Source organism: Paraburkholderia sp. SSBN10T (assembly GCF_056619545.1).
In genome coordinates this window covers 496,206-515,999 of the sequence record NZ_JBWQQI010000001.1, presented here as the reverse complement: position 1 = coordinate 515,999, position 19,794 = coordinate 496,206, and the positions used below count along the sequence as shown (strand labels likewise).

Here is a 19,794-nt window from a genome sequence, read left to right as displayed (position 1 = left end):
AGGTGCTACCCACACGCCATGCTGAAACATCCAACCCTTCTCATACAGGGACCGGCCGCTCACCGGTCCGCTGTTCCGTCAGGCGCCGGCCTGGGTACTCGCACCTTGCTTGACGGATTTCACCGGCTTGCGGGGCTTCCTCGACCTGACACCAAAGCTTTCGGTCAGGCGGTCGAGTACGATCGCGAGCAGCACGACGCCGAGTCCGCCTTCGAAGCCGATCCCGATGTCGAGCCTCTGGATCCCGCTCAACACATACTCGCCCAGCCCGCCTGCGCCGATCATGGAAGCCACGACCACCATTGAAAGGGCCATCATGATGGTCTGGTTGATTCCGGCCATGATGGAAGGCAGTGCGTTCGGCAACTGGATCTTCCAGAGAAGTTGCGTGTCGGTGCTGCCGAAGGCTTTGCCGGCCTCGATGAGTTCCTCGCGGACCTGACGGATGCCGAGGGTCGTGAGGCGGACGACTGGCGGCATCGCGAACACGATCGTCGCGATGACGGCCGGCACGCGCCCGAGGCCGAACAGAATCACCGCTGGAATCAGATAGACGAACGCCGGCATCGTCTGCATGAAGTCGAGCAGCGAGCGCAACACCATCTCCGCGCGCTTGCTGCGCGCGCCCCAGATGCCCAGCGGAATCCCGATCACGAGACTGAAGAACGTCGCGGCCACGACCAGCGCGAGCGTCGTTACCGTCTGCGGCCAGAGCCTCATGTAATCGATCAGATACAGCGCGATCCCCACGAAGGCTGCGAAGACGATGCCCCGGCGCCATAACGCGACGGCCACCAGCAGCACCAGCATCGCGAGGAACGGGACGGCACCGAGGCCGTCTTCCAGCAACTTGACGAACGCGCCCAGTGCGGCCGAAAAGGCGTCGAATCCGCCGCGGAAATGCTCGAACAGGAAATTGACGGTTCTTTCGGCCCATTGCCCGATGAATGACGAGTTCATGCTGCTCTCCGTTCCAGCACCTGCTTGAGAATGGCTCGACAGGACACGACGCCGGCGAACCGGCCGCTGTCGTCGACGACCGGGACGTCGTATTCGCGGCCAAGCGCGACTGCCGCGAGTTCGTGCAGGTCGGCATCCGTCGTGACGGCGTGGAGGTCGGGATGCAGGACTTCGCGTAGCGAGCGGCTGCCGCTCCTGTGCAACCGTTCCAGCGTCACGCAGCCCGCGAACCGCCCGGACTCGTCGCAGACATACGCACAGTCGAGATTGGCGTCGATCATAGGATTGAGGTACTGCTGCGCCGACGTGCCGAGGTCGCAACAGAAGACCCCGGCTGCGGGCCTGCTCAACAGGCTCGACGCCTTCAGGAAGCGGGAAACGTCGACGTTGCGGAAGAAGTCGCGAACGTAGTCGTCGACCGGGGACTGGATGAGCTCGGCAGGCGTACCCACCTGGATCAGACGGCCGTCCTTCATGATGCCGATCCGGCCACCGATCTTGACGGCTTCCTCGATGTCGTGCGAGATGAAAACGATAGTGCGCTGCTCTTCCTTCTGCAGCCGCAGCAGCTCGTTTTGCATCTCGAAGCGGATCATCGGGTCCAGCGCGGAGAATGCCTCGTCCATCAGCAGCACGGCAGGGTTGACCGCCAGTGCGCGTGCGAGACCGACGCGCTGCTGCATGCCGCCGGAGAGCTCGCCTGGCAGCAGCTTCTCGTACGAACCGAGGCCGACCCGCGTGAGCGCGGCCCGCGCCGTCTCGTAGCGCTCAGCCTTTTTCTGTCCCGCCACTTCGAGGCCGTAGGCGATGTTGTCGAGCACCGTGCGGTTCGGGAGCAAGGCGAACGACTGGAACACCATCGCCATTTTCCGGCGGCGGACTTCGCGCAGCTCCGCCGTCGACATCGGCGCGATGTCCCGGCCTTCGAGAATCACGCTGCCGGAGGTCGGCTCGATCAGGCGATTGAGCAGCCGTACCAGCGTGGACTTGCCGGAGCCGGACAGTCCCATGATGACGAAGATCTCTCCGGAGCGCACGCTCAGGCTGACATCGTCGACGGCGACCATGTTGCCGGTCATGTCGAAGATCTCGTTCCGGCCGCGGCCCTGCTTCATCAGTTCGGCGGCGCGCTCCGGTCTGGGACCGAAGATCTTCGAAAGGTTTTTGACCTGGAGAATGTCCGCGGCGAACGTTGCCCCTACCGCCCTACCGTCGACGGCAGGTACCCGGGGGCCACGCGCCTGTGCGACGTCTTCCGGCGCAAAGGTCAGATTAGGTGTCATCTGGGTTTCCGACTGATTTCAAGAAATCGGCGTGCACGGCGTTCACCGCGCGTCGGCTGCGAAAGTCAGGGAGATGAGAAGGCGCTGGAGACATCGCGTGTCGAGTCCAATCCGGCGCCGGCCAGCATGCGAACATGCTCTAACGACCGCGGAAATTGCAGAAAACGCTGATAATCAGACAATTTCAGCAATATATGGCTATCTCTCCGTCATTTCCCGTAAATTCATGCTTGACTGGAAGCGTATCAAGACAAATAGAAGGTGCCAGATACATTTCCTTGGGCCTACCCCATACTTTTGGTAATGGTAGGTCGGTGCTGATCCGGGTGCCTGGAGCAAGCGCATTCGCTCAAAGGCCACCAGGCCTTGGGAGGCGGGGCTTCGAGGCTGGCGACTAACCACGCAGCCGTAGGCTTCGCGAGGCGGGTCGGCGACGTGGACCAGGGAATGTCCCAGTCTCGCGGCCCGGAAGGGACACGCGATCACGCCGAAACCGGCCAGTCGTGCTGTCACGTGAGGGTACGGACGACCGCTCCGGATGCCGACGCGAGATACATGCGAACGAGTTCGCGGATTTCAGCCAGGATCATGGCTTGCATCGCAGGCGCTTCGTTGGCGGTACTAATCACGCCCTTAAGCATGTGGAGCAGAACGACCGCCATGACCTTCGCCTTTGCCGGGCTGAGGCCGGAAACCGCCTTGCGCAGGATGTCCGCCACGCGCAAACGCGTGCGGTTCGAAGAAAACCTCGCATCGTCCAGCGTGAGCCTGACACAGACCGAGCTCGCCGCGATCGAATCTGCCATTGCGGCGCACGCCGTGGAAGGCAAGCGCTACGGCGACAACGAAATGTCGATGCTCAATCTATGACGAGCGCCTTGAGCCGGCGCGCGAATTCGACGGTGTCATCGGGTGTCACGCCATCGCGCGCGCCATCGACCGCCGATACACGCACGAACGAGTGAACGTGGCGCGCCGGCCGGCGGCGCGCCGCTTACCTGATCCCGCGTACGCGATACGGTCACCTCAGGCGATCGAGTAGCCGCCGTCGGCGACCAGCGAGTGGCCCGACACGTAGCTCGAGTCGTCCGATGCCAGGAACGCCACGATGGTGGCCATCTCCTCGGCCGAACCCCAGCGCCCCGCCGGCGTGCCGGCTGCGAACGACTGCTGCACTTCCGCCGAAGGCCAGATGCCCCGGTGATGAAAGGGCGTCTCGATCAGGCCCGGGCACAGCGCGTTCACGCGCACGCCGCGGCGGAACCATTCGATCGATGCGGTCTTCGTCATGCCGACCACCGCGTGCTTGCTCGCGATGTACACCGACGCGTTCTCGAAACCGATCACGCCGCCCATCGACGCGTTGTTGATGATGCTTCCTGATCCCTGCTTGAGCATGACCTCGGCTTCGTACTTCATCGCGTTCAGCACGCCGCGCACGTTGGGCTCGAACACCATGTCGAAGCGCTCGGCATCCTGTTCGAGGAGCGGCGCGAACACGCCCTCGGTGCCCGCGTTGTTGAAGGCGATGTCGAGTCGCCCGTAGGTCGATACCGTGAAGTCCACCAGCTTTCTGAGGTCTTCTTCCTTCGAAACATCTACCTTGATCGCCGCGGCATTGCCGTGCGCAGCGGTTATTTCCTGAACCACCTGCTCGAGTTCGTCCTGGCGACGGGCTGCGACCACCACCTTCGCGCCGCGGCGGGCCAGCTCCAGCGCCGTTGCGCGCCCAATGCCCGAACTTGCCCCGGTGACCAGCGCTACCTTGCCTTCGAGCTGACGTTGCGTTGTCGTGACTGCGTTCATGATTTCATCCTTCCTTTGCTGTGGCGTTGCCGCCGATGGGTTGAGTGAGCGCGCGGCCTATCGATCAATGTCGCCTCACGCTTGCAGCAAAGTATGGACAGAAAGAAGATGGATTTAAATGGAACAGTCAGGTATTTAAAATTCCTACCAAAGGAATTAATGAAGCTCCGCTTGACCGTAGATCCGGACATTATGAGAATAGGAAGCTGGAACGATAGAACCAGCGTCGTTCTTCCAGTTGGAATAATGGACACCTCTACGCGATGCTCAACCGACTCGAAATCCTGAAGATCTTTGCAGCAACGTCGGCTTCGCCGACATTTCGCGAAGCGGCGAGACGCCTCGGCGTTTCGCCCCAGGTTGTCACTCGCGCGGTGCGCGAACTGGAACAGTCACTGGGGGAAACGCTTTTCCACCGGAGTACCCGGCGCATCCAGATCACCGCATTCGGCCAGTCGTTCGCGCTCAAGGCGCAGGCGGCGCTGGGTGCGGTCGACGGTCTCTTCGACCCGCTGGCGCTCGGCTCGGACGAAGCGACCGGCACGGTCAGGATCACCGCGCCGAGTGGACTGGGACGGCACTACGTCCAGCCTCAACTGAACGATCTCATGACGCGCTACCCCGCTCTCGTCCTCGACCTGCGGCTGTCCGATACGCCGTCCGCTGTAGTCGACGAGCAAATCGATATCGGCGTGCGGGCCGGCATGATGGGTGACAACCGCTTCGTCGCGCGCGTGCTCGGACCACTGCCGATCTGGGTAGTCGGATCGCCCTCATTGATCGAGCGGATCGGGGAGCCCAAGAACCTGAAGGATCTGGAAGCGATGCCGGTCACAAGCCTGATCGACCGCACGAACGGCCGGCCCTGGCCATGGATTTTTCGAGGCGAGAGGCATTTCCTGCCGCATTCACCCGCGTTCGTGACAGACGACACGGAAGTTGAAATCGAGGCTGCGTGCGCCGGCATCGGCTTTAGCCAGTGCACGGAGTACCTCGTGAGGCCGCATATCGAAAGCGGCCGGCTGGTACGCATACTGCGGCGCCTCGAGCCCGAGCCGTGGAAGCTGCATGTGTATCGGCCGCAGCGGGGACCCGTGCCGAAACGGATACGACTGGTGTTCGACGAACTGGTTACGAAACTTCCGTACGCCACACAGCGTGATTGACGATCGCCACGACACGATCGGTTGTCATCGGATCAGACCTCGATCAGGATGCGGCCGGCTTCGATCTTCGCCGGATAGGTCTTGAGCTTCTCGCACACAGGTGCGCAAAGCGGACGGCCATCGCGGATGTCGAAGCGTCCATTGTGCTTCGGGCATTCGATCGTATGATCCATCACGAAGCCGTCGCTGAGATGCGCTTGCTCGTGCGTGCACAGTCCATCGCTCGCATAGACGTTATCGCTGACGCGATAGATCGCGTAGGTATGGCCGGCGTGATCGAAGCGCATGACGTCTTCATCTTCGATATCGTTCAGCGCAACTGCATCGATCCATTGTGGCATGGCGGTTGTCTCCGGGTTTTGTGCTGGTATCGGCTTCTTTCAGGCCTGCGTGGCGGCGGGTAGCGGACGAACGACGTGGTACGAAGGATCGCTCGTCTGCCGTACCAGTGCCGGAATGATCTCTGCATAGGCGGCAAGACTGCTGCGATACGGCGGCGGCATATCATGCTTCACCGTTTCGTGTAGCTGCGCCAGCGCATGGAACGGCACCATCGGAAACATGTGATGTTCGACGTGGTAGTTCATGTTCCAGTACAGAAACCGGAAAACCGGATTCATTAAAATGGTTCGGCAGTTCTGGCGGTGGTCAAGCACGTTTTCCGGCATCCCGGCATGCTGGGTAAGGCCAAAGTACAGATAGAGCCAGCCGCCGTACATGCTCGGCAGCCCGATGTAGAGAAGCGGCAGGATCGTACGGAAATAAAAGCTTGCTCCAATCACGGCGGCGTAAATGGCAAGAGAGACGCGCGCCTCGCGAAACACTTTTGGCCATTCCGAAGCCGGCACGAACGTTTTGTCATCCTCATTGATGCGGCCAAACGCGGCGGCTACCATCTTCGGTAATTCACTCCAGACATGCTTCAGCGCGAAGATATTCAGTACCAGACCCAGCCAATCAGTCGGGCGTGGCGCCGCGATTTCCGGATCGCGTCCAACCACCAGGGTGTCGGTGTGATGACGGGCGTGACTCCAGCGCCACACCGTCGCACGACGGAACACCTGAAACGACGCCATCTGATACAGCGCATTGTTCATCCAGCGCGTCTTGAAGGCGGTGCCGTGTCCTGCCTCGTGCCAGCGCGAATCGGCCGGGCTGCAGTAGAGCGTGCCATAAAGAAAAAACGCTGGAATCGCCCATAGCGAGTGCGCATGCCACGCAAACCCGGCAAGCGCACCGCTGCCGATAATGGCCGCATACCAGACGAGGGTGTCGCGAATCGCGCGGGCGTCGCTGCGTTGCATCAGTTGCTTCATCACCGGGCGCGGCACCGCACATTTGTACCACTGCGCATTGACGAGACCGGCAGCCCGCGCGCGCTCGCCTGCTCCGCCGACCAGCCGATACTCCTTGTGCCGCACAGTCGAAGAATCTTCGCGAGAGCGATCGTCCATGTTTGTCACGTGCGTCTCCGTCATATCCCGCTCTGCGTGATGCGGAACGTCTACGCGTCAAAAATAAGCGCTATTCGCCCGTCGCTCAACGGAAAGATTGACGATTTTTCGTCAATCTTCTAGCGTAGGAAAGCAGCAATAAAAAAGTGATGCACTGCACAAGGAGACAACCGTGATCAATGACGCAGCAACCGGTCGGCGTAAGCGCTCTGCGCGGTTCATCGAAATTGCGCAACTGGCCGGCGTCAGTGCGTCGACCGTCGACCGCGTCCTGAACGAGCGCGGCAGCGTATCGGATGCGGCACGCAAGCGCGTCGTGGCGGCTGCCCGGGAGTTGGCCGTGCCGCGCGTGTTGCCTGAAACCCGTCATGGACTCGTCCATGTCGACGTTCTGTTGCCCGATAGCCAGGCACCGTTCTTCAAGCGTCTGGATCAGGCGCTCCAACGCGCCATGCAGATGCTGGATCGCCGCGTTGTCGTGCATCGCATGGTGCTCCCGGCGGCCGACGACGACGTGATCGCGGCAGCCATTGCGCAGTCCCGTCGTCGACGCGCAGCGCTCATCATCACGACGCACGACACGGCCCCGGTGCGCGACGCACTCAGATCGGCGATCGCGCGCGGGGAACAGGTGATCACCATGGTCACGGACATTCCCGATACCGGAAGACTGCACTACGCGGGTATCGACAACCTGTGCGCGGGCCGCACCGCGGGGTATTACATCGGCCGGCTGGCGAGCCGCCCGGGACGCGTGTTGTTGCTATGCGCCCGCATGGACTACCGGGCGCATGTGGACCGCATGAGCGGCTGCCGGGCGCAGATCGAGGAAGCGTTCGCCCATCTGACATGCGAACAGGAGCCGATCGAAACGCAGGACGAGGACGACCGCTGTTATCGCGCCGTCACAAAGGCGCTCGGACAAGGCGACGTCAGCGCAATCTACAACAGCGGCTACGGCTCGGCTGGCGTAGAAGCGGCGCTGCGTAAATTCGGTGTGGCGAACGAGGTGGTGTGGGTCGGCCATGAAATGCTCAGTCTGCATCGTGACTACATCATGGCGGGGAGCATGGATATTGCCATCGACCAGGATCCGGACGGACAGGTCATCGCGGCCTTGCAGCATGTTCTCCATGCGTGCGGTATCGTCGATACCGCACCGCAAGCCGAACCGGTCGAGTTCCGCGTGTTCTGCTCGGCCAACGTGAGACATAGTCCCTACCTGAGCGATTGAAGACCGAACCGGTATGGCATCACGAAACCGCATCCGGGGCCGAGGATCGCCGGCAAGAGGCTTGCCACCTGCACTTTGCCCGCAACCCAGGCCTCAGCCAATGAGATCGGCACCTGTCGTAAGGACAATCTTTCCGAAGTGTGTGCCGGAATCGATCAACTCATGAGCGCCGCGAGCGTCGGCAAGCGCAAAGGTCTTGTAGACAACCGGCTTGATCTCGCCGCTCTCGATGTGCGGCCAGACCTGCCGCTCCAGTTCATTGATGATGGCCGCCTTGTCCGCGGATGTGCGCGATCGCAATGTCGAGCCCATATGCGTTAGACGCTTCGTCAACATCGGCACGATGTCGAGATCCTTCGCCGGCCCCTTGATCACGCCCACCTGGAGAATCCGTCCGTCCATGGCTGCGGCGTCGTAGTTTCTGGCCACGTAGTCGCCGGCAATGATGTCGAGGATCACGTCGACGCCTCTTCCATCGGTAGACCGCTTCGTTGCGGCGACGAAATCGTCCTCGCGGTAGTCAATCGCGACGTCTGCGCCTAGCGCCAGGCTGGACTCCCGATGCGCCTGCGAACCAACTGTCGTGATGATTTTCGCAGCGCCGAATGCCTTCGCCAGCATGGTCGCCGTGGTGCCGATACCTGACGCGCCGCCATGGATCAACACCGATTCGCCGGCAACCAGCTTGCCGCGCTGGAACAGGTTCAGCCATACCGTCATAAACGTTTCGGGCATGGCCCCCGCTTCTACCAACGTCAGGCCTTTGGGGATATGCATCGTGTTGCAGGCATGCGCGACTGCGTATTGCGCGTAGCCACCACCGGGAATCAATGCACACACCAGTTCGCCGATCCGGAATTGGGCCACGTCTGAGCCAACGGCAACCACTTGGCCCGCCACTTCCAGGCCTGGAATGTCCGAAGCGCCGGGGGGCGGATCGTATAGCCCTTTGCGCTGGAAAACGTCTGGGCCGTTTACAGCAGCCGCGTGGATGCGGATCAGAACCTGGTCGGCGGCGGGCATCGGCACCGGGCGCGTAGCCGGCACCAGCACCTCAGGACCGCCGGGCTGTTTGATCTCAATGGCCGTCATGGACGACGGCAGACGAAAAGTTGCAGCAGACATGGATACCACTCCTTCTATGGATGAGGCTCGACTGATCCGGGCGGATCATTGAACGAGGAACTCCTGGGTTCAGTATAGGCATCGACATTGATGAATAAGTGCAGCATTACTCACGCTGTGAGATGCAAATTTGCATCAGGAGGGCGGCACGATGAACTGGGATGACGCGCGCGTGTTTCTCGCGGTGGAGCGCGAAAAAACGCTCCGGGGAGCGGCCAGGACGCTCAATCTCGATCAGGCGACGGTCGGCAGGCGGATTGCGGCACTGGAGCACGCCCTGCGTGCAACGCTCTTCCTGCGCAGCTCCGAGGGTTACGCGTTGACGGCCGCGGGCGAGGCCGCGCTACGATCGGCAGAGAAAATGGAACACTCCGCGCACGAGCTCGTCAGACGAACTCAAGGTACGGATACACGGCTTGCGGGCGATGTAAGAGTCACCAGCACCGACTCGCTCGCGCTCGAATTCCTGCTGCCCGCCATCGAGCGCCTGCATGCTGCGCACCCCGACGTGCGCATCCTGCTGGACACGTCGACGCGCATGCTCAATCTGGCAAAGCGTGAAGCGGATATCGCGGTCCGCTCAGTCAGGCCGGAAAATCCCGATCTCGTCGCGCGGCGCCTGGCTCGCTGGCCCATGGCGCTCTTTGCATCGAATGCCTATCTCGAGCAGCACGGCAAGCCTACCGCTGGCTCCGCATTCGCGGGCCACGATCTTGTCGTCTATCAGGGAAACTGGACCGGTAATCGATCACCGACGCTTGCCGGCGAACCGGTACACGCGGGGCGCATCGTAGCGACCTTCAATTCCAGCCTCATGCTGCGTACCGCGGTAAAGGCCGGCCTCGGCATCGGTGAGCTTCCGATACATCTGGCTGAACACGACGGCCTCGTGCAGATATGGCCGGCACCCGCACGTGGGGCGGTCTACGAAATCTGGCTCGTCACGCATCAGGATCTTCGGCATACCGCACGCATTGCAGCAATGATTAACGGCATCGTCGCCGCATTCGAAGATCACACCACCCACACAACTTAGTCACGCACGGCCTGGCTACGCTCGAACAGCCGGCGGCTTTCCCGTCACAAGGAACCGTCGAGACGTCCCGAAAGGAAAAGGGCCAACTAAGCGCGGAGATCTCCGCCGATATACGCGGCAACCGGCCCTGTCAATGCGATGCCGTGCAATTCGTCCGGCGCTGCCAGGTGCGCCGCGATGATCTCACGATTATCAAGCCGCAGCTCGGGGATGTAATCGAGGTGCAGTTCAAAGAAATGCACCCGGTCTCTTCGCCCGTCCCAGGTGCCGCTGGCGCTGCCCGCGGGGAGTAATGAGTACGACGACAAACCGATCTCCTCCTCCATTTCGCGCTGCGCCGCTGCATCAGGCGTCTCCCCGGGCCGGACACTACCGCCGGGAAAATTCCACTCGGCCCGGTACGACGATTTCACCAGCAACAGCGCCCGCCCGACGTAGATGGCGACTAGCGCGCCCTCATGGCGAGGTCTTCGGAGGTGCCACCAGACGCGAGCGAACCGGAATCCGAGGCGAAGCGCCGTGCGCCAGACTGCGTCGATAAGCAAAGCCGGTCGCGCTCGCTCAAGGCTCGGCATGAGGCCTCTCCTTTTCTTTCATGGTCAAAGGATTTCGATCTACGTGGCGATCGATGCTTCACCTAGTGCAACACTGCCCAGGCAAGAGACAACGAAAAGGCAGCCAGAACGATCGACGCACAACGTTGTACTTGTCCCGGACTAATTCGCAACCGCTGGCCGCTGCCGATTTCTGCGCCGAACGCAATCCACGCAAGGCCAATCGGGACGAGCAGGAGCGTGAAGATTGCCATTGCTTCGAGATAGGCCGGCACACGCTCGAACGCGGTCACCGGAAAAATCGTGCCTGCGAACAGGATTGCTTTCGGATTGAGCAATGTCGCGGTGAAGATCACTCTCGCGCCGAGCGCCCCTTGTGCCACCGAAGGAAACGAGTTCGCTGCCTGCCACATGCGCACTGAGAGGAAGGCAAGATATAGGCTGCTCGCAATACGCAAGAGGACCGGCAGCCAGGTCAGCGAGTTCGACGTCTGCGAAAGAAGATATCCCCAGCCTGAAATCGACAGAAGGTAGCCAGCAAATTCGGCGCCGGTCAAATGGACCGAGCGCCTGATACCCCACCTCAGACCAGCGGTAGCGAGTAACGTGTTTGTTGGGCCAGGCATGACAAGCACGATCACACAACCAAACGCCATCAGAGTGGCACTTGAAGTTGAAAGCATAGGCTGATGACAGGAGCGCTGGGCGCAGATTATCGAAAAACAGGGAATTTCCGCATTGTCAGCGATCTGAACCGCAATGTCGAATGGCCGGTTGTGGCCAAACCCGGAAATTCGGCCAGCGCCCGTCAGTCACCAGCCCGGCCTCGACGCGCCCCTCCCTTGCCGACCCACCGCGGACCTTCGACTTTCTTCAAAGCGGACATCCGCGGGTCGCACGCATTCATTCAGCAGCGCTTCCAGCAGCAAGAGCTGGATGACGCATCCGAGATTCCCTAGCTGCGCTCACTCAGGATGACCCGGTCCGGATAGAGGCCGCTCTCTCTGGCGGTCTCTTCCACAGCCTGCGACGACGCGCAGTTGCCGATAAAGCCAATTTCGGTGCCACAGATGAACAGCCTGCCGACCCATAGGCCTTCTGGGTCGCGGTAGATGTGCAGCACAGTTGTGTCGTCGGCCCTTGGCGCAAATTCATCTTCCCGCCTATAGGTATCGTTCATGACGCAGTTCTCCCAGAAAACAAATGTCGCTCGCGGCAAGCGTCCGGAATCATCCCGAGGTGCGGCGGCGAAGTCCCTGTCGCCGGGCAGGCGCAAACGGTCCGGCTGTCGCGCGCAAGACGCGTGACGTGCACCACCATTCAGATCCGGCGCGGCTGGAATCAGAATCCTTGCCACGTAAAGGACTCACCCGATTGAACGTCGACGCCTATCGGACCAGCCTGTGAGTGGTGACTGAACACGATCGCGCGCGAGTGTGCCCCAGAGAACCTTAAGAACGTAAGAATTGCATCGCGCTGCTGCTTGCCACGATAAGGAGAAACCTTCATCTTCTGTTCGTCTGATCGCACGATTACCACGTCGTTATGTTTGATCAGTCTCTCGATTTCATCGAATCTGAACGATGTCACGTTGATCCTCCATTAGCGGCAACCCGCCGCATGAATGATCGCTATATCGGTCACCGGTTTAATCAGCTTGAGTAGCTGAAAGTTGCCGTAATGATGTCCTCCGAGGGAATATTTGGACGATCCCGATGGCTTTGTCACGTCCGCGATACGGTCGGCTGAAAGTGCGCTATCCCAATGCGGGGGCCGCCCTGCGCCTCGCATCCGTAGTCAGCAGCAACAACATGGCGGCGGCCAGCACGGCGAGCACGCACCAGTTCAGTGCCGGCATCCGCCAGTGGATGCCCAGGTCGAACAGGGCTCCGGCCACCAGGCTGCCGCACATGACGCCAATGTTTTGATAGAAGTGTTGGCGCGCCATCATTGGGCCGGTTTGCATGCCGTGCGCCTTTGCATAGCCAGACACAATCACGTCGAACGAGGGTACGTAGAAAATTTGCCCCAATGCCAAAAGCACGGCTGCGCTCATTACCAGCCAGGCCTGATTACCCGCCAGGGCCATCACGGCGAAGCTCGCCAGCAAACTGCCGTAGCCGAAAAGCAGGAATCCCAGGTGGCTGTCGGCGCTTTTGGCCATCCGTGTCACCCGCATCTGCAGCAGGAGCACCGTGAGCGACGAAATCCAGAAGGTCGTGGATACCGACATGCCCGGCACAAAGCGTGGAACGTACAGCGTCAACGCTACGGTCGGCTGGATAGTGAGGAACCAGAATACGAGGTTGGACAGCAACAACGAACTTAGCGTCGGCCGGCGCGTCTCCATGGAAGCGGTGATGGGTTCCGCAGCCGTCGTCGTTGAAGCTAGCTCTTGTGGCGCTTGCGGTTCCGACGGCGGGTTCGCAAGGATGTCGCCGATGGCCAGCCGCATGAACGTCGCATAGCCAATGAACATCACCAGGATCGCCGTGAATACTGCTGTCATGTGGCGTGCGGTGACGAGCGCACCGCTGAGGTAGCCGAACAACATGCCAAGCCGGATCGCCATCGAGAGACCGGCGAACAACCGCGCGCTGTCGAGGTCTTTAAGCTTGAGCAGATAGTTCTTTAACCCGGGAAAAGACAGGCCACTGCCGAGGCCGGCCGCCAATGCCACGGTAGCAAACGCCCATGGCGCATGCAGAAACGCCATGCAGAATAGCGCGACACCTTCCAGCATGATGGTCGAGACGATGGCCGCCGGGCGCTCCGTGAAGAATGGATGGCGGCTCGCGAAATGCGAGCCCATCGTTCGGCCGAGATTGGTCGCAAAGAGGATGGACGCCGCCCACACGCCGGAGAAGTGCTGCCCGACCTGCGACAGCATCAACGGTACATAGAAGGCCACGCCCCCGGCGCCAAGGGCGACGCCCAAATACATGAGCCGGGCATTGTAGATTGAACGTGTCTTGTGGCTCATATCGTTGCGTCCGTGAGATCAAATGTTGCCGCAATCGCTGTTTCGATCGCTGCGAGACCCTTCCCCCGTTTTCACGAGCAGAAGCGGTGGCCGGCTGATGGAGCGGACGTCACTCCCCGCCGGCCAACCTGATCCCGCGCCCCGGCGCCAAGTCCCGCAGAACTCGCTGAACTACGACGCCACGGCGCCATGCGCTTCAAGGCCCGTGCACCTGGCGGAAGAGGCCCATCGCCCAATCGCGCAGCCACCCGAGCGCAACCATCGGCTGCTTGAGGCGGCCGTCCTTGATCTTGCGTGAGTCTGCCGGCCCGTCTGCAAAACCATATTCAACGTCCGTCATTTCAGGCACCCAGTATTCGAACGGATGGAAAATCCGTGTCGATGCTACCGGCGTGCCCTCCCAGTTCGCACATCGATCGTTTATGTTGTCCACGTCTTTCGACCCGACGGGATGCCGGGTCGGGTATGTCGTCTGGATGGACTCGTTGTGAGGAGCGCGAATCGATGATTTCTTGTTCATAGTTATCTCCGTTAGTAAGACCGGAAACGGAGACAATACAAACAAAACAGGCCTCATCCGTTTCCGGATAGGCCTGTCGAGCAATGCTTACGATTTTATAATCTAGCGCGAACAGACCCTCCGCAGTACGTCCAGATGGACATACATGCCGCGTTGCTCTGCGAAGGAAGGGATGTGGTTCGTCAACATGGCGTCAAGTTTCCCTATGAACGCACGAACTGTCAATCAATATCATGTTGTGCTTGCGCGACATTGATACGAGTCGCCAAAGAAGCTAAGAGCGATAGCGAAGCTGATTATCGACTTCTACCGCCTTCTCCCGGATCGACGCGCCAACGTCTCATGCAAATAGCATGTATTAGCCGAGCATGGCTAAAGCCGTCGTTAAAACGGCGTGTTTGAATGCTTTGGGACGCCGCGGCAAGGAAGAGAAAGGACTCAGCGCATGGCTATAGGCGACGGTTTTGCTGATACCGCCGGCGAGCATCGTGAACATGATTTCGGGGTCTTGCTGCGGAATCGTCCCTGCGTCGATCGCATCAGCGAGCAACGGCACAAACACGTCATGAAACGGCCGTACCACTCGCTCAATCAGCAGGTTGAGGCGCTCCCCGGTTTCGGTTGTGGCAGTCGAAAAAAACATGCCCACGTCCGGCGTCAGAAACACCTGGTCGATCAGAATCGACACGGCGCTCTCGACGCGCGCTCGCAATCCCAGATCTGGCATGTCCCGCAACGCGGTGGTTTTCGCGATCATGGTTGCAGTTTCGTTGGCGATCTGGTCGACCACGGCGATCCACAACGCTTCCTTCGAACCGAAATGATGTGCGATCAGCGCGGGGTCGACACCCGACGCCTTGGCGATTTCGCGCACGCTGGTCGCCTCATAGCCGTTCCTTGCAAACGCTCCGCGTGCGCTGCGCAGCAATGCATCGGCGCCGCCTGCGTCGCTGCACGCCGGACGGCCACGTGAGCGACGGGGCGTGGGATTCGTCGTGGCGTGCTTGGCCTGGTCGTTAGGATGTTTCACAGCGGCGATAGATCGTACTCAGGGAAAGGTTGGAATTTTAACGGGTGTCGCACCGCGGGGGGCAGCGGCACCAGTTTGACATGAACCCATCCAGATCGTAGTATCGCATTAATTCATCACTCGTAGAATATTTACCCATGCGCCAGACTACCCGGATCGTCATCGTCGGCGGCGGTATCGCCGGACTTCTGCTTGCGACCAGGCTCGGCGACACGCTTGGCCGCAGTGGCGGCGCTCAGGTCACGTTGATCGACAAAAGTGCAACCCATATCTGGAAGCCCATGCTGCACACCATTGCGGCCGGCACTCGCGATGTCCAGCAACAGCAGGTCATCTATCTTGCCCACGCTCGCGACCACGGCTTCAACTATCAACCAGGCGAAATGGAAGGTCTGGATCGCAACGCGCGCGTCGTGAAGCTGGCTGAACTGCGTTCGCCGTCGGGTGAAGTCGTCGTCGGTCCGCGCACGGTCGAATACGATCTGCTGATTCTCGCGTTAGGCAGTCGCGCCAACGATTTCGGCACACCAGGCGTACACGAGCATTGCCATTTCATCGACAGCCAGGCACAGGCTGAAGTCTTCAACGAAGCCTTGCGCATCCGCATATTCCAGAGCGTTGTGACGAATAGCCCGTTGCGCGTGTCGATCGTCGGCGCCGGCGCGACCGGCGTCGAACTGGCGGCGGAATTGAGCCGTTTGCTCGAAGTGGCCGCGAGTTATGGCGATCCCGGCATCCGCTCACGTCTGAACCTCACCCTTTATGAAAGCGCGTCGCGCGTGCTGGCGGCGTTTCCGCCTACGGTGTCGGAGTCCAGCGAGGCACAGTTGCGCAATATCGGCTTCACGGTGCGAACGGGTACGCGAGTGATCGCCGCCGAACCGGATGGATTCCGGCTCGACGACGGCAGCAAGCAACCGGCCGATCTGATGGTGTGGGCGGCGGGTGTCAAGGCGCCCGATTTTCTCGGCAAACTGGATGGAATTGCGAACAATCGTTCCAATCAGATCGCCGTCAGACCAACCCTGCAGGCGCAGGACGACGACACACTATTCGCCCTCGGTGATTGCTCGACGTTGACGCTCGCCGGCAATGAACGCCCTCTCGCACCAACGGCGCAAGTCGCCACGCAACAGGCGCAGCATCTTGCGAAGCACTTGCCGGCCTGGCTCGATGGCGGCTCATTGCCCGATTTTGCCTTTCGCGACTTCGGCGCGCTCGTGTCGCTAAGCGACTACAACGCGTTTGGAACACTCGGGCAGTTCGGGTTCTTCCGTGGCGGGTTTATCAAAGGTCGATTCGCGCAGCTCAGTCACGCCATGCTCTACCGGCAGCATCAGCAGGCTTTGCACGGTTTCGGCAAGGCCCTGGCGCTGTGGAGCGCCGAGCGGCTCAACGGCCTCGTGCAGCCGAAGATACGGCTGAGCTGAAAGCCACCTCACTTGCGACGGGATCTACAGGAGCAATGCCATGGATCAACACGTGACGGCCGACACTGCATGGCAGCGCACGGTCGGCCAGCTCGATGCGGGATGCGCGCATCAGTTGACGGCTCGCGTCCGGCGTATAGTCGATTCGCACGTATCGAACAGTCCACCGGTCAGGAACGGTGACGTCGCCATTGCGCTGCTCGATCGAGCCAGTTCGCGAACGGTCACGGTATCGTGGAGCGACCCTCGAGGTTGCAAGTACGGCGAACAGGTTTGGCGCCTTGCTTTAGCCAAACGATCGGGTATATGTGCCCTGAGCGGACTAACCATCATTGCGGGCGATGCGATCTACCGCCCTGCGAAGGTCGAGCCGCCTCCATCCAACGCGGCTGCCATGATGCTTGCAACAATGGTCGAGCGTGCCTTTGCCGCTTCATGTTGCTAGTTTTCGCGGCTGGCAGCCCAGCAACCTGCGAGTACGCCAGGCGCCCATAACATGCACAGGCACCCGGCGCACGCCCTTTCGCGGCTAGCTTGGCCGCTCTGCTCTGCTCCGCGACGCAACAGACGCGCAGTACCGCCGCTTCAAAACCGATGCATCATGCCCGCGAGCACCGCGATCTGGTTCTTGCCTGTCGTGACCGGGATGCCCGAATACGCTGCGCCCGTTTGCGTGAACGACGCAAGCGAGCCGTTCTTGATGTAGGCGACGCCGGTGTACACGCCCGTCCGCAGCGACAGGTGATAGTCGTAGCGCGAGCCGATCGACGTCGAATTGCCCGCCGAATTGCCCTGCAGCTTGTACTGGCCGAAGCTCAGCATCAGGCTGCCGTTCTGCGTGAGCATATGCGGGAACAGCGCCGACACGTCGTAGTAGAAGTTGTTCGGGTCGGCATAGATGCTCGAGTTGACAGCCTTCACGTCGCCCGAGCCGCGATGCAGCATCGCCAGCGCGCCGACCTTCACGAAGTTGAAGTCGTACGACGCACCGAGAAATTCGAAATTCCCCACGCCCGTCTGCGAGCCTGCCGTGATCGACGACGTCTTGCCATAGACCATGCTCTCGTAGTCGGCCTCGAGGGCGAGCGGCCCCTTGGTGTAATTGACGCCCACCGACACGGTGTCCCCGAGCGTACGCGGCAGCGTGCTGTCGCCGTTGGCGCCGCGCGCATAGAGCGCCGAAACCGTTACGCCGCTGATGATCGGTGACACGTAGGCCACCGAGTTATTGACCCTCGTGCTGGTGAAGAAGTCGTAGTTGTTGCTCGCATGCCCCCAGTCCCAGTGCCCGAGATCGCCCATCGAGAAGCGGATGAGCCCATACGCGAGCGGCGTGTTGTGCAGACCCAGCGTGAGCGAACCGTATTTGCCCGACAGCCCGACCCATGCCTCACGGCCGAACATCTTGCTGGTTTGCGCATCCGCGCCCGTGTTGGTGTTGAAACCGTTTTCGAGCTTGAAGATCGCCTTGGTGCCGCCGCCGAGATCTTCCTCGCCGCGCAATCCCCATGACGACGTCTGCACGTTGCTGGCGTCGACCCGCGTCGTACTGACGCCGCCAGAGTGCGCCCACTGGATCGACGAATCGACGATGCCGTACAGCGCGATGCTCGACTGCGCGTTTGCCGTGAGAGGCAGTGCAATGAGGGGAGCCACGCAACAGGCGGCCTGAATATAGGGTTTCATGGGCAATGTGTTGTTGAATGATTTCGACATGAGTTCGTACGCACGCGACCGACGTTCACGCTTGCGACGACGCGATCTCCCTTGAGCACTTCGCGATTCACATCGCTTAGGGATGCTGCAGGTTATTGATCTGAAAAGAATCGGAAAACAACAGAAAATAATCTCTGCTCGCCGAAAATTTAGCGGGCCGGCTCGCCCGTTGAGCACGCACGTGCGAAGACCGCCCGCCATCCGCCGGAAATCGCGCGGCAACGATGAAATTCGTGATGAAGCAGGTTGCCGCAGTTAGTCGGCGTCGTCCGCAAAACGGTCGATGTGCGTGTGAGCTTGCGCAGCGACGTCCTCTTGCGCCTCGTCGCCGGCAAGTCCGTCGAGATGATCAGTCGCGTGGGCAGCGCCAATTTCGTCGTCGGCCGCGAAAGACCCATGGCGCGGCCGCGAATCCGGCGGCGTCGCCCCATGCCCATGATCGACACCCGCGCGCCAGTCTTCGAGCGCGCCGCGCAGCTCTTTCAGACACAGCTCGACCGCGCGGCTGAGCGGTTGCGATGACGACACGTAGCAAGCCAGCACCTGCGGTCTGATGTCGGGATCGTGCAGCGGCACGTAGACGACTTCCGGCCGCGCAGGATCGAGCCCCGTCAGCACACGGATCTGGCAGCCGATGCCCTGCCCCCGCGCCACCATCAGCGCGATGAATTCGAACGAATTGGTGGTAACGCTGAAATTCGGCTTGACCGCCACACGCGAAAAGATCGTGTTGAGCGTTTGCCGCAATCGCTGGTCGGTTGTGGGCAGAATGAAGGTCTCGTCGACCAGGTCGCTCACGCGCACGAACGGCTTGTCCGCCAGCCGGTGATCGCGCTGTACGGTGATACACGTGCGCAGACTGAACGACGCGACCTGCTTGAGCCCTTCTTGCCCTTCGAGCGCGTAGCCGATAATGATGTCGACCTCGCCGCGGAACAACGTTTCAGCCAGCAGATTCGAGCTGGCGATCACCACTTCGAACGTGATACGCGGGTAACGCGCACGAAACTCGCCGAGAAACGTCGCGAGGAATTCGCGCGCCACCGTCTCATTGATGCCGATGCGCACGTGCCCGGTATGTTCACCGGTCAGCGCCATGATCTCCGAGCGTGCGGCGTCCAGTTCCCACATCACGCGGCGCACGCGATACAGCAGCGTTTCACCCGCAGGGGTCAGCCGGACGCCGTTGCGGTCCCGCGCAAACAGCCGGGTGCCGAGTTCGTCCTCGAGCAGTTGCACCTGGCGGCGGATCGCGGAGGCCGCCACGTGCACCTTCTCTTCGGCGATCTGGAACGAGCCGTAGCGCGCCACTTCATAGAAGTAGCGCAGCGCCGACGTGTTGACAAAACCGGGCAGCAGTCCGAGAGGCATGAGCTTCGTTGTGTATCGAGGGCCATCTATGCAGCGTCGGCGGCCCCATGGACCGGCAACGCGCGAGTCAGCTCATCGTAACCGGCCAATAAATCGCGTGCATGTCGAGTAACGCATTGTGGCGTG

General features: G+C 60.9%; 22 protein-coding genes. 7 read left to right on the top strand and 15 right to left on the bottom strand.

Annotated features, from left to right (window positions below; translation table 11 throughout):
- Positions 1–78: 78 nt before the first annotated feature.
- The 3 genes from AC1ECK_RS02370 to AC1ECK_RS02360 all read right to left on the bottom strand — a co-directional run bounded on the left by AC1ECK_RS02370 (position 79) and on the right by AC1ECK_RS02360 (position 2,905).
- Positions 79–960 carry an ABC transporter permease gene (locus tag AC1ECK_RS02370; RefSeq protein ID WP_480315465.1) on the bottom strand — a complete coding sequence of 294 codons (882 nt, stop codon included), beginning with the start codon at positions 958–960 and terminating at the stop codon, positions 79–81.
- Positions 957–2,243: a quaternary amine ABC transporter ATP-binding protein gene (locus AC1ECK_RS02365; RefSeq protein ID WP_480315463.1), complete on the bottom strand. Its 1,287-nt coding sequence runs from the start codon at positions 2,241–2,243 to the stop codon at positions 957–959. The genes AC1ECK_RS02370 and AC1ECK_RS02365 overlap by 4 nt, the downstream gene beginning before the upstream one ends.
- Before the next feature lie 509 nt (positions 2,244–2,752).
- Positions 2,753–2,905 (bottom strand): hypothetical protein, encoded by a 153-nt coding sequence (locus AC1ECK_RS02360; protein WP_480315461.1) that lies wholly within the window; start codon positions 2,903–2,905, stop codon positions 2,753–2,755.
- Here AC1ECK_RS02360 and AC1ECK_RS02355 point away from each other — a divergent pair.
- Complete coding sequence (locus AC1ECK_RS02355; RefSeq protein WP_480315459.1) at positions 2,904–3,113, top strand: hypothetical protein; 210 nt, start codon at positions 2,904–2,906, stop codon at positions 3,111–3,113. The genes AC1ECK_RS02360 and AC1ECK_RS02355 overlap by 2 nt on opposite strands.
- 156 nt (positions 3,114–3,269) lie before the next feature.
- On the opposite strand, the gene AC1ECK_RS02350 is transcribed toward AC1ECK_RS02355, so the two are convergent.
- A complete protein-coding gene (locus tag AC1ECK_RS02350) occupies positions 3,270–4,049 on the bottom strand; it encodes an SDR family NAD(P)-dependent oxidoreductase (RefSeq protein ID WP_480315457.1) in 780 nt (259 codons plus the stop codon).
- Positions 4,050–4,312: 263 nt separating this feature from the next.
- Between AC1ECK_RS02350 and AC1ECK_RS02345 the strand changes: the two genes are divergently transcribed.
- Entirely contained in the window at positions 4,313–5,215 is a 903-nt protein-coding gene (locus AC1ECK_RS02345; RefSeq protein ID WP_480315455.1) for a LysR family transcriptional regulator, read from the top strand.
- 32 nt (positions 5,216–5,247) lie between these two features.
- On the opposite strand, the gene AC1ECK_RS02340 is transcribed toward AC1ECK_RS02345, so the two are convergent.
- Entirely contained in the window at positions 5,248–5,556 is a 309-nt protein-coding gene (locus AC1ECK_RS02340; RefSeq protein WP_480315453.1) for a non-heme iron oxygenase ferredoxin subunit, read from the bottom strand.
- Between the two features lie 39 nt (positions 5,557–5,595).
- Entirely contained in the window at positions 5,596–6,669 is a 1,074-nt protein-coding gene (locus AC1ECK_RS02335; protein WP_480315451.1) for a fatty acid desaturase family protein, read from the bottom strand.
- Positions 6,670–6,841: 172 nt separating this feature from the next.
- Here AC1ECK_RS02335 and AC1ECK_RS02330 point away from each other — a divergent pair, with 172 nt between their 5' ends.
- Complete coding sequence (locus tag AC1ECK_RS02330; RefSeq protein WP_480315449.1) at positions 6,842–7,903, top strand: LacI family DNA-binding transcriptional regulator; 1,062 nt, start codon at positions 6,842–6,844, stop codon at positions 7,901–7,903.
- A gap of 93 nt (positions 7,904–7,996) precedes the next feature.
- Here AC1ECK_RS02330 and AC1ECK_RS02325 read toward each other — a convergent pair whose 3' ends face one another.
- A complete protein-coding gene (locus tag AC1ECK_RS02325) occupies positions 7,997–9,028 on the bottom strand; it encodes an NAD(P)H-quinone oxidoreductase (protein ID WP_480315447.1) in 1,032 nt (343 codons plus the stop codon).
- 151 nt (positions 9,029–9,179) lie between these two features.
- Between AC1ECK_RS02325 and AC1ECK_RS02320 the strand changes: the two genes are divergently transcribed.
- Positions 9,180–10,064, top strand: a complete 885-nt coding sequence (locus tag AC1ECK_RS02320) for a LysR family transcriptional regulator (RefSeq protein ID WP_480315445.1) — start codon at positions 9,180–9,182, stop codon at positions 10,062–10,064.
- A gap of 86 nt (positions 10,065–10,150) precedes the next feature.
- Here AC1ECK_RS02320 and AC1ECK_RS02315 read toward each other — a convergent pair whose 3' ends face one another.
- Positions 10,151–10,639 (bottom strand): NUDIX domain-containing protein, encoded by a 489-nt coding sequence (locus AC1ECK_RS02315; RefSeq protein WP_480315443.1) that lies wholly within the window; start codon positions 10,637–10,639, stop codon positions 10,151–10,153.
- A gap of 62 nt (positions 10,640–10,701) precedes the next feature.
- Entirely contained in the window at positions 10,702–11,244 is a 543-nt protein-coding gene (locus AC1ECK_RS02310; RefSeq protein ID WP_480315570.1) for a LysE family translocator, read from the bottom strand.
- Positions 11,245–11,307: 63 nt separating this feature from the next.
- Here AC1ECK_RS02310 and AC1ECK_RS02305 point away from each other — a divergent pair, with 63 nt between their 5' ends.
- Positions 11,308–11,577, top strand: coding sequence for a hypothetical protein (locus AC1ECK_RS02305; RefSeq protein ID WP_480315441.1), 270 nt, complete (start codon positions 11,308–11,310; stop codon positions 11,575–11,577).
- Here the strand turns inward: AC1ECK_RS02305 and AC1ECK_RS02300 are convergent.
- The 4 genes from AC1ECK_RS02300 to AC1ECK_RS02285 form a co-directional block, all read right to left on the bottom strand.
- A complete protein-coding gene (locus AC1ECK_RS02300; RefSeq protein WP_480315439.1) occupies positions 11,574–11,798 on the bottom strand; it encodes a hypothetical protein in 225 nt (74 codons plus the stop codon). The genes AC1ECK_RS02305 and AC1ECK_RS02300 overlap by 4 nt on opposite strands.
- 576 nt (positions 11,799–12,374) lie before the next feature.
- The gene (locus tag AC1ECK_RS02295; RefSeq protein ID WP_480315437.1) at positions 12,375–13,601 is read right to left on the bottom strand and encodes an MFS transporter; all 1,227 of its coding nucleotides are present in this window, start codon (positions 13,599–13,601) and stop codon (positions 12,375–12,377) included.
- A 196-nt stretch (positions 13,602–13,797) separates the two neighbouring features.
- The gene (locus tag AC1ECK_RS02290) at positions 13,798–14,121 is read right to left on the bottom strand and encodes a hypothetical protein (protein ID WP_480315435.1); all 324 of its coding nucleotides are present in this window, start codon (positions 14,119–14,121) and stop codon (positions 13,798–13,800) included.
- A 358-nt stretch (positions 14,122–14,479) separates the two neighbouring features.
- Entirely contained in the window at positions 14,480–15,151 is a 672-nt protein-coding gene (locus tag AC1ECK_RS02285) for a TetR/AcrR family transcriptional regulator (RefSeq protein ID WP_480315433.1), read from the bottom strand.
- Positions 15,152–15,288: 137 nt separating this feature from the next.
- Here AC1ECK_RS02285 and AC1ECK_RS02280 point away from each other — a divergent pair, with 137 nt between their 5' ends.
- Both AC1ECK_RS02280 and AC1ECK_RS02275 read left to right on the top strand, forming a co-directional pair.
- Positions 15,289–16,581: an NAD(P)/FAD-dependent oxidoreductase gene (locus tag AC1ECK_RS02280; protein ID WP_480315431.1), complete on the top strand. Its 1,293-nt coding sequence runs from the start codon at positions 15,289–15,291 to the stop codon at positions 16,579–16,581.
- Positions 16,582–16,621: 40 nt separating this feature from the next.
- Positions 16,622–17,026 carry a DUF3331 domain-containing protein gene (locus AC1ECK_RS02275; RefSeq protein ID WP_480315429.1) on the top strand — a complete coding sequence of 135 codons (405 nt, stop codon included), beginning with the start codon at positions 16,622–16,624 and terminating at the stop codon, positions 17,024–17,026.
- A gap of 140 nt (positions 17,027–17,166) precedes the next feature.
- Here AC1ECK_RS02275 and AC1ECK_RS02270 read toward each other — a convergent pair whose 3' ends face one another.
- A complete protein-coding gene (locus AC1ECK_RS02270) occupies positions 17,167–18,267 on the bottom strand; it encodes a porin (RefSeq protein ID WP_480315427.1) in 1,101 nt (366 codons plus the stop codon).
- A gap of 285 nt (positions 18,268–18,552) precedes the next feature.
- Positions 18,553–19,668, bottom strand: a complete 1,116-nt coding sequence (locus AC1ECK_RS02265; protein WP_480315426.1) for a LysR family transcriptional regulator — start codon at positions 19,666–19,668, stop codon at positions 18,553–18,555.
- Positions 19,669–19,794: the final 126 nt, after the last annotated feature.

What these genes read in the sequence shown, in the direction of transcription:
- AC1ECK_RS02340 (WP_480315453.1), bottom strand. Translation starts at nt 5,556, where the DNA reads ATGCCACAATGGATCGATGCAGTTGCGCTGAACGATATCGAAGATGAA.
- AC1ECK_RS02275 (WP_480315429.1), top strand. Translation starts at nt 16,622, where the DNA reads ATGGATCAACACGTGACGGCCGACACTGCATGGCAGCGCACGGTCGGC.
- AC1ECK_RS02355 (WP_480315459.1), top strand. Translation starts at nt 2,904, where the DNA reads ATGACCTTCGCCTTTGCCGGGCTGAGGCCGGAAACCGCCTTGCGCAGG.
- AC1ECK_RS02290 (WP_480315435.1), bottom strand. Translation starts at nt 14,121, where the DNA reads ATGAACAAGAAATCATCGATTCGCGCTCCTCACAACGAGTCCATCCAG.
- AC1ECK_RS02315 (WP_480315443.1), bottom strand. Translation starts at nt 10,639, where the DNA reads ATGCCGAGCCTTGAGCGAGCGCGACCGGCTTTGCTTATCGACGCAGTC.
- AC1ECK_RS02310 (WP_480315570.1), bottom strand. Translation starts at nt 11,244, where the DNA reads ATGCCTGGCCCAACAAACACGTTACTCGCTACCGCTGGTCTGAGGTGG.
- AC1ECK_RS02280 (WP_480315431.1), top strand. Translation starts at nt 15,289, where the DNA reads ATGCGCCAGACTACCCGGATCGTCATCGTCGGCGGCGGTATCGCCGGA.
- AC1ECK_RS02300 (WP_480315439.1), bottom strand. Translation starts at nt 11,798, where the DNA reads ATGAACGATACCTATAGGCGGGAAGATGAATTTGCGCCAAGGGCCGAC.
- AC1ECK_RS02305 (WP_480315441.1), top strand. Translation starts at nt 11,308, where the DNA reads ATGACAGGAGCGCTGGGCGCAGATTATCGAAAAACAGGGAATTTCCGC.
- AC1ECK_RS02365 (WP_480315463.1), bottom strand. Translation starts at nt 2,243, where the DNA reads ATGACACCTAATCTGACCTTTGCGCCGGAAGACGTCGCACAGGCGCGT.
- AC1ECK_RS02370 (WP_480315465.1), bottom strand. Translation starts at nt 960, where the DNA reads ATGAACTCGTCATTCATCGGGCAATGGGCCGAAAGAACCGTCAATTTC.
- AC1ECK_RS02320 (WP_480315445.1), top strand. Translation starts at nt 9,180, where the DNA reads ATGAACTGGGATGACGCGCGCGTGTTTCTCGCGGTGGAGCGCGAAAAA.
- AC1ECK_RS02265 (WP_480315426.1), bottom strand. Translation starts at nt 19,668, where the DNA reads ATGCCTCTCGGACTGCTGCCCGGTTTTGTCAACACGTCGGCGCTGCGC.
- AC1ECK_RS02350 (WP_480315457.1), bottom strand. Translation starts at nt 4,049, where the DNA reads ATGAACGCAGTCACGACAACGCAACGTCAGCTCGAAGGCAAGGTAGCG.
- AC1ECK_RS02295 (WP_480315437.1), bottom strand. Translation starts at nt 13,601, where the DNA reads ATGAGCCACAAGACACGTTCAATCTACAATGCCCGGCTCATGTATTTG.
- AC1ECK_RS02325 (WP_480315447.1), bottom strand. Translation starts at nt 9,028, where the DNA reads ATGTCTGCTGCAACTTTTCGTCTGCCGTCGTCCATGACGGCCATTGAG.
- AC1ECK_RS02360 (WP_480315461.1), bottom strand. Translation starts at nt 2,905, where the DNA reads ATGGCGGTCGTTCTGCTCCACATGCTTAAGGGCGTGATTAGTACCGCC.
- AC1ECK_RS02270 (WP_480315427.1), bottom strand. Translation starts at nt 18,267, where the DNA reads ATGAAACCCTATATTCAGGCCGCCTGTTGCGTGGCTCCCCTCATTGCA.
- AC1ECK_RS02335 (WP_480315451.1), bottom strand. Translation starts at nt 6,669, where the DNA reads ATGGACGATCGCTCTCGCGAAGATTCTTCGACTGTGCGGCACAAGGAG.
- AC1ECK_RS02345 (WP_480315455.1), top strand. Translation starts at nt 4,313, where the DNA reads ATGCTCAACCGACTCGAAATCCTGAAGATCTTTGCAGCAACGTCGGCT.